The sequence below is a fragment of the Mesorhizobium sp. M7A.F.Ca.ET.027.03.2.1 genome, assembly GCF_003999175.1.
In the GTDB taxonomy this organism is placed as follows: Bacteria; Pseudomonadota; Alphaproteobacteria; order Rhizobiales; family Rhizobiaceae; genus Mesorhizobium.
In genome coordinates, this window is sequence record NZ_RZOM01000259.1 from 1 (window position 1) to 6428 (window position 6428).

The 6428-nt window shown below is 61.6% G+C and carries 7 protein-coding genes; all 7 read right to left on the reverse strand.

Annotation, left to right across the window (positions count from 1 at the left end; all coding sequences use genetic code 11):
• Positions 1-82: 82 nt before the first annotated feature.
• Positions 83-889: a carbohydrate ABC transporter permease gene (locus tag EN750_RS13630; RefSeq protein WP_245481795.1), complete on the reverse strand. Its 807-nt coding sequence runs from the start codon at positions 887-889 to the stop codon at positions 83-85.
• Between the two features lie 41 nt (positions 890-930).
• A complete protein-coding gene (locus EN750_RS13635) occupies positions 931-1872 on the reverse strand; it encodes a sugar ABC transporter permease (RefSeq protein WP_127380542.1) in 942 nt (313 codons plus the stop codon).
• Between the two features lie 88 nt (positions 1873-1960).
• Complete coding sequence (locus EN750_RS13640) at positions 1961-3616, reverse strand: extracellular solute-binding protein (RefSeq protein WP_127396717.1); 1656 nt, start codon at positions 3614-3616, stop codon at positions 1961-1963.
• Positions 3617-3734: 118 nt separating this feature from the next.
• The gene (locus EN750_RS13645) at positions 3735-4787 is read right to left on the reverse strand and encodes an NAD(P)-dependent oxidoreductase (RefSeq protein WP_127396718.1); all 1053 of its coding nucleotides are present in this window, start codon (positions 4785-4787) and stop codon (positions 3735-3737) included.
• 13 nt (positions 4788-4800) lie between these two features.
• Positions 4801-5577 (reverse strand): aldolase/citrate lyase family protein, encoded by a 777-nt coding sequence (locus EN750_RS13650; protein WP_127396719.1) that lies wholly within the window; start codon positions 5575-5577, stop codon positions 4801-4803.
• 49 nt (positions 5578-5626) lie between these two features.
• On the reverse strand, positions 5627-5920 hold the full coding sequence (locus tag EN750_RS13655) for a putative quinol monooxygenase (RefSeq protein WP_245482698.1): 294 nt from the start codon (positions 5918-5920) through the stop codon (positions 5627-5629).
• Between the two features lie 11 nt (positions 5921-5931).
• Positions 5932-6428, reverse strand: a 497-nt coding sequence (locus tag EN750_RS13660; protein WP_127396721.1) for an FCD domain-containing protein, incomplete at its 5' end; no start/stop codon positions are given.

Here is a 6428-nt window from a genome sequence, read left to right on the forward strand (position 1 = left end):
GGTCAATACCGCGCACCGCATGGAAGGCGCCGTAGCGCTTGTGCAAGCCGGTGATTCTGACTTCGGCCATGCCTAACTTTCCCTATCCGCGAACGGCGCCGAGCGTCAGCCCGCGCACGAGATGTCGTTGAGCAAGCACTCCAAGGGCGATCGACGGCACGAGGGAGACGATGGCAAGGGCCGCGGCTTCACCATATTGTGCGCCCTGGAAGCCGATGAAGGCGCGGAAGACCGTTGGCAGCGTGAAGGCAGTTCGGCTTGTCAAAATCAGCGCGAAGAAGAACTCGGTCCAGCAGGCAATAAAGGCGAAGACAGCCGCCGCGACGATGCCGGGCGCGGCCAGCGGCACGGCAACGCGCCAGAAAGCCTCCCATCGCGTGCAGCCATCGACGAGGGCCGCCTCCTCCATCGACCTCGGCATGCCGCGGAAATAGGCGAACATCATCCAAACGGACACCGGCAGCGTGAAGACCGTGTAGGCTATGATCAGCCCGATATGGGTGTCGTATAGCCCGACGCCGCGGTAGATCAGGAATACCGGTAGGACGATGCCGATAGGTGGCAGGAAGCGCTGCGACAGCACCCAGAAGGACAGATGCCGGCCACCCGTGTTGTAGCGCGCCAGACTATAGGCCATCAGCGTGCCGAACAGTGCCGAAAGCACCGTGGCCGAAAGCGAAATAATCAGGCTGTTGATAAGCCCGTCGAGACCGCGATAGGTGAACAGCGCGGCTTCGTAGTGGACAAGCGTCGGCTCCGCGGGGAACCAGACAGGCGGTACGGTGAGGTAGTCGTCGCTGGGCTTGATTGAGGTGTTGAACATCCAGTAGAGCGGCCACAGCACGAACACCAGGAAGAACCCCAAAAGCAGGATTCGCCCGATCGGCAACGACCGGCGTTTCCTGCGGCGGGCGGGCGCTACGGCGGCCATCAGACCGGATCGACCTTCAAGAGCCGGCGTACCAGCAACGCCACGATGAGCGCCGTAAAAATCAGGAACAGCCAACTTCCGGCCGTTGCCTGCGACAGATGAAACTGCGTGAAGCCGACGGTATAGAGATAATAGGAGGCCGTGTACGTTTGTGTTCCTGGGCCGCCGCCTGTCATGATGAATATGGTATCGAACATACGGATGGCGTCGAGCAGACGGAAAGTCAGCGCCAGCAGCATCATCGGCCCCAGATGGGGGAGCGTGATCGCCCAGAAGACCTGCCAGGCGTTGACACCGTCGAGTTCTGCCGCCTCATAGAGATTGGGAGGAATTGCGGTCAGGCCAGCGAGCAGGATGACGAACATGAATGGCGTCCACTGCCAGACATCGGCGATGATGAGCGAGACATAGAGCCATGGGCGCTCGGTCATCCAGCCGATCGTAACCTCCTGCCCCAGCAATTGCGTCAGGATATAGTTGGTCGGTCCGAAAGGCCGCTGCAAAAGCAGCGTCCAGGCCTGGCCGACGATGACTGGGCTGATGAACAGCGGCACGATCAGGATCGACATGATCACGCCGCGGCCCGGAAAGCTGCGCACCATTGTCAGCGCCACCAGGAGACCGAGCACGAATTCGATAGCGACGCTGATGCCCGACAGCCATGCCGTCAGCAACAGTGACCAACGTGCCACGGGATCGAACACGACCCGCTCGAAGTTCTTCAATCCGACAAATGCGTGGCCCGGCACCTGGAAGTCGTAGTTGATGAAGGATACGACCAGCGAGAACAGGAGCGGATAGATCGACAGCGCCAATATCAGCAGCACCGCGGGCGCGACCAGCAGCCACTTGAAATGGCGGTCGGCCCATTGGGCGAACGCAGATAGCCGGGGCGGTGCGCCGGCGGCCTTCAAGCGGTGAATCGTAGCGGTGGGCTGCATCGGTGTATCCAAAAGGCTGCTTAGCGGTTCGGCGAGGTGTTGCGAGCCAAGCGCCCGCAACACCAATTGCTCCAGGCTCTGCCTCCCCTCAGAGGGTGACCGCCATGCCAAGTTTTTCCACCGTGTTGTCGGCGGTGGCGCCAGGCAGTTTCAGGAACTCGGTGTAGAAACCTTTCTGCGAATCTACACCCAGTCGGTCGGTCGTCTCGTTCCACTCGGCCGCCGCCGTTTCCAGCGACGCCTTCGGATCCGCACCAGCCCACACCGCCGTGCACATACGGTCGATGCTCAAGAAGTAGTCCTGCGCGCCTGGCATGATCGGGTCGAGCAGACCAACATTTGCCGAGTTGTTGAGATTGGCAAGGTACTCCTTGGCACTTGGGAAGAGCGCGCCGTAGAGTTCGGACTTGAAGTGCGAGATGCGGTACGGGTCTCGTAGCGCATAGGGCAGCATGCAACGCGCCAGCGAGACCGGTGGCGAGCATATCCATTGCATGAACAGATACGCCGCCTCGGGGTTGGGCGAGTCCGCCGACAGCGCCTTGTTGTAGCCGGTGGCATGTTCCGGATTGCCCGGAACGACGGCATAGCCGACCTTGCCAGCGATCTGGGACTGGGGGATGAAGTTGATCGCCGTGGCGGACTGCGAGTAATTCGCCGCCATGCGGCCGCTGGGAGGCCAGGAATAGATCATCGCGACTTTGCCGGTCAGGAAGGCCGCCCACAGGGAGACGGCGTCGAGCTCGTTGTTGCCGGGGATCGAGGCCTTGTTCGCCGCGAGCATGTTGGTCAGCGTCTTGACGCCGGCGTCCGAAACTAGGCCCGCCTTCATGTCGTCGCCGAACAGTTTGCCGCCATTGGCGCGGTACTGCTGCAGGAAGTCGAACTGGTTGCCGGGGCTGCCCGCCTTGCGGAAGTGTCCCGCGCCATAGACCTTTGGCGCCATCTGGTCGGTGATGAACTGGGCAATCTGGGCATATTCCTCCCAGGTCTTCGGCGGTCCAAGCTTGGCGTTGAACTTTGCTTGGTAGGCCTCCATCATCTTCGGATCCTCGAAAATGTCCTTGCGGTAGTAGAGAGCGAACATGTCGCCGTCGTCGAAGAACCCCCAGATCTTGCCCTTATAGGTTGGCAGCGCCTTGTACAGAGGGTGATAGTCCTCGAGGTCTGCCGGGTTCATGTATTTGGCGATGTAGTCGTCGAGAGGTGCGATGACGCCGCCATCGGCAAGCGATGGTGTCCAGGCCGGCGAGACGTCGAGGACGTCATAGGCACCTGAGCCGGCGATGTGCTCGGCGACCGCCTTGGAGTACTGGTCCGGGTTCGACAGTTCGACGACATTCGACTTCATCCCCGTAAGCTGCTCCCACATCGGCCCACTGAAATTGCGCGGATCGAGTGCCTGCAGGCCAGCCTCGTAGGTCATGTTGAGGGTGACGCCCGAATGCGCCTTGGCGGCCTCCACCGCGCGAAAGGCGGAACCGTTCGCCGGGCCTTCCTTCGATGCTTTCAGGGCTGCAGCCTGGGCTTGGCCGAGCGGCGAGGTGGCGTCCGCCAGTTCCAGCGTCTGCTGCGCCACCGCCCAATCGGTCATCATCCCCAGCATTGGGCCAGACGCAGCCAACATGCCGGTCATCTGACCGAAGCGGGTTATGAAAGTTCGGCGGGTAGTTTCGCCGCGCATGAAGGCGTCGACCTCTGCTTCGAGACCTGCCTGAAAGTCACGTTTGTCACGATCGTTCATAGTGCTTGGTCCTCCCGTTTCCATTTGCCTCACTCGTCCGCGGGCGCGGCGGTCGAGCATTCCTCCCGTAAAGTCGCCGCAAGGGGGCCGCGGCGGCGCACCAAAAATCAGCGTCCTCCTAGGTTCCGAAGCGGGCCGCGAGCCCCGACAGCCTGGTCTTCCACAGCTCGCTCGAAAGCACCTCGCGATTGACCACGCCGCGCGGCTCGCGACCGTGCTGCACCTCAATCACCGCCTTGACGTCGGCGGCACCGTTGCCGGCAAAGCACTGGTCGGTCCAGCAAAGCGCGTGCGGCGCCAGGATGACATTGTCGAGTTTAAGGATCGCATCGCCTGCATCGGGAGGCTCCTGCTCGAGCACGTCGAGACCGGCACCGGCGATGCGGCGCTCCTGCAGCGCTTGTGTCAGCGCTTTCTGGTCGACGATCGGGCCGCGCGCCGTGTTGATCAGGTAAGCTGTCGGCTTCATCAGGGCGATCCGCTCAGCATTGACGATGTGGTGGGTCTGCGGCGACAGCGGGCAACTCACCGACAGCACGTCGGCGCGGCGAAACAGGTCCTCCAGCCCGACCAGTTCGACGCCCAGGTCGGCAGCAACCCTCTTGTCAGCGAACGGGTCATGGGCAATGAATTGCATGTCAAAGGGCCTCGCCAAGCGGAAGACCTCGGCGCCGATGTTGCCGATGCCCAGCGACCCAAGCGTACGCCCGACGAGCCCGACGCCCATATGTTCCGAGCGCTCCTGGAAGCCATGAGATCCCTTGCGGGTGAGCGCGTCCTTTGTCAGCAGTTTGCCGGTCAGTGCCAGCATGAAGGTGATGACGGATACGGCGACGGGCCGTCGCACGCCATCGGGCGTGATGACCAAGGCAATGCCGGCGGCGGTGCAGGCCTCAACGTCGACAGTGTCGTAGCCGACCCCGAAGCGGGCAACGACGGCCAGGCGGCCGCTCCTGGGGACACTCGTGGAATCGAAGCGATGGGCGAGAAGGATCAGCGCATCGAAATCCTCAAGTTGGTCGGCGCGAAGCGGACTGTTCGATTCCAGGAACACCATCTCGACGCCCGCCGCATTGCGCAGCGGCTCCAGATCGAAATCTGGATAGGTCGGCGAGCCGTCCGGCTTACGGAAATCACCCGAAAGCACCACCCTGAATTTCACGCTGTCCATCGTCTCCTCCGCTCTATTGGCACCCGGCCCGGATTTTGGAAACCGCGTCAGCCATCGCGTCGTGCAAGACCCAAACGTCGCCCGAATAACAAATGAAATCGAAGCCTTGTGCGTAGAAGTCGTGTCCCTCCGCGACGTTGGGCACCAGGCGTCCAAGCGATTTGTTGTGCTTCTTGGCGGCTGCAACGATTTTGGCCATTGCAGCGGTGAAAGTGGGGTGGGCGAAGTCGCCCGGAATGCCGAGCGAGACGGACAGATCGAAATGTCCGACCCACAGACAATCGACCCCGTCCAGTCCCGCGATGCCGTCGATGTTCTTGACGCCGTCCGCGGTCTCGATCAGGCAGATGAACGTCGAGCGCTTGTTGGCGGCCTCGAATTTGTTAGCGACCGAACCCGGACGGTAGCGGTCGTGAGCGATCTGCAGCGCCACGCCGCGGGCGCCGGCAGGATGGTATTTCATGGATTTGATGATGTGTTGCGCCTGTTCGACCGAACTCACCATCGGTGCGATCAGCCCTTCAGCACCCATGTCCATCGCGCGGGCAAGGAAATGGTAGTCCTGCGACGGCACGCGCACCATAACCGGCAGATCGGCTGCCTCGAAATAGCGGATCGCGCTCTTCAGCGTTTCCAAGCTGAATCCCGAATGCTCCATGTCGAAAAAGACGAAATCGCAACCAGCGGACTTCAGGATGTGACCAATTCCCGGCGTGGCGAATTCGGCGACAAGCGTACCGAGCTTGACCCGCCTGTGAGAGGCTAACGCCTTGAGACTTGGTTCCGACATGACTTCCCTCCCCTTCGCCCACAAGGGGCGCATTGCCCTTACGCGTTCTTCAGGACGAAGCTTCGAGAACAAGGTCGCAGATGGTCACCAGCTTGGTGTCGACGAGCGGCGCGCTCTGCGAATTGAATTCGTCGAAATGAACCGTACGGCAGTGGTGCTCGAATGCCGCTTCGCTGTCGTAAATCTCGTAGAGCAGGACCCGGTCAGGCTCGTCGCGCGCCTGCGTCACATCAAAGCGACGGCAACCGGTTTCGCTGCGAATCGACGCGGTCGCATTGGCGTCCACAAGCTCGCGGAATCTGCCCCGGGCACCCGGCTTGAGGCGGAAATCGACCCAGACCACGAAGCCCCTCATCACTTGGCACCCGCAATTTCCAGATAGCGCCTGGACACATATTCCAGATGCCTGCGCATAGCCGCTTCGGAGGCGTCTGGATCGCGCGCTGCGACGGCGTCAAAGATTTCGCGATGAGCCTCATAGGCCTTGCGGTCTTCACCTTTGGCCAAAGTCGTGCGCCGCTGTTCGAGCAGCCATTCGGCCAACGCCGCGTGGATAGCTGTGAAGATTCGATTGCGGGTGATCACCGCCAGCACGTAGTGGAAGTCGACGTCGGTGCGCTCGAAGCGCGTCAGGTCCCCGATCGACTGCCGGTTGATTTCGAGCGCCTCCTCGAGGCTTTCGATATCCTCTGGCGTGGCATTGATGGCGGCGTTGCGGGCAAGCCCGACTTCGAAAAACAAACGCGCGCCCTGGAAGCCATGAATCCCGCCCGGCGCCGAAATCATGTGCCGCGCCGGGCGGGATTCATGACTTCCAGAGCGCGCGTTTGTTTTTCGAAGTCGGGCTTGCC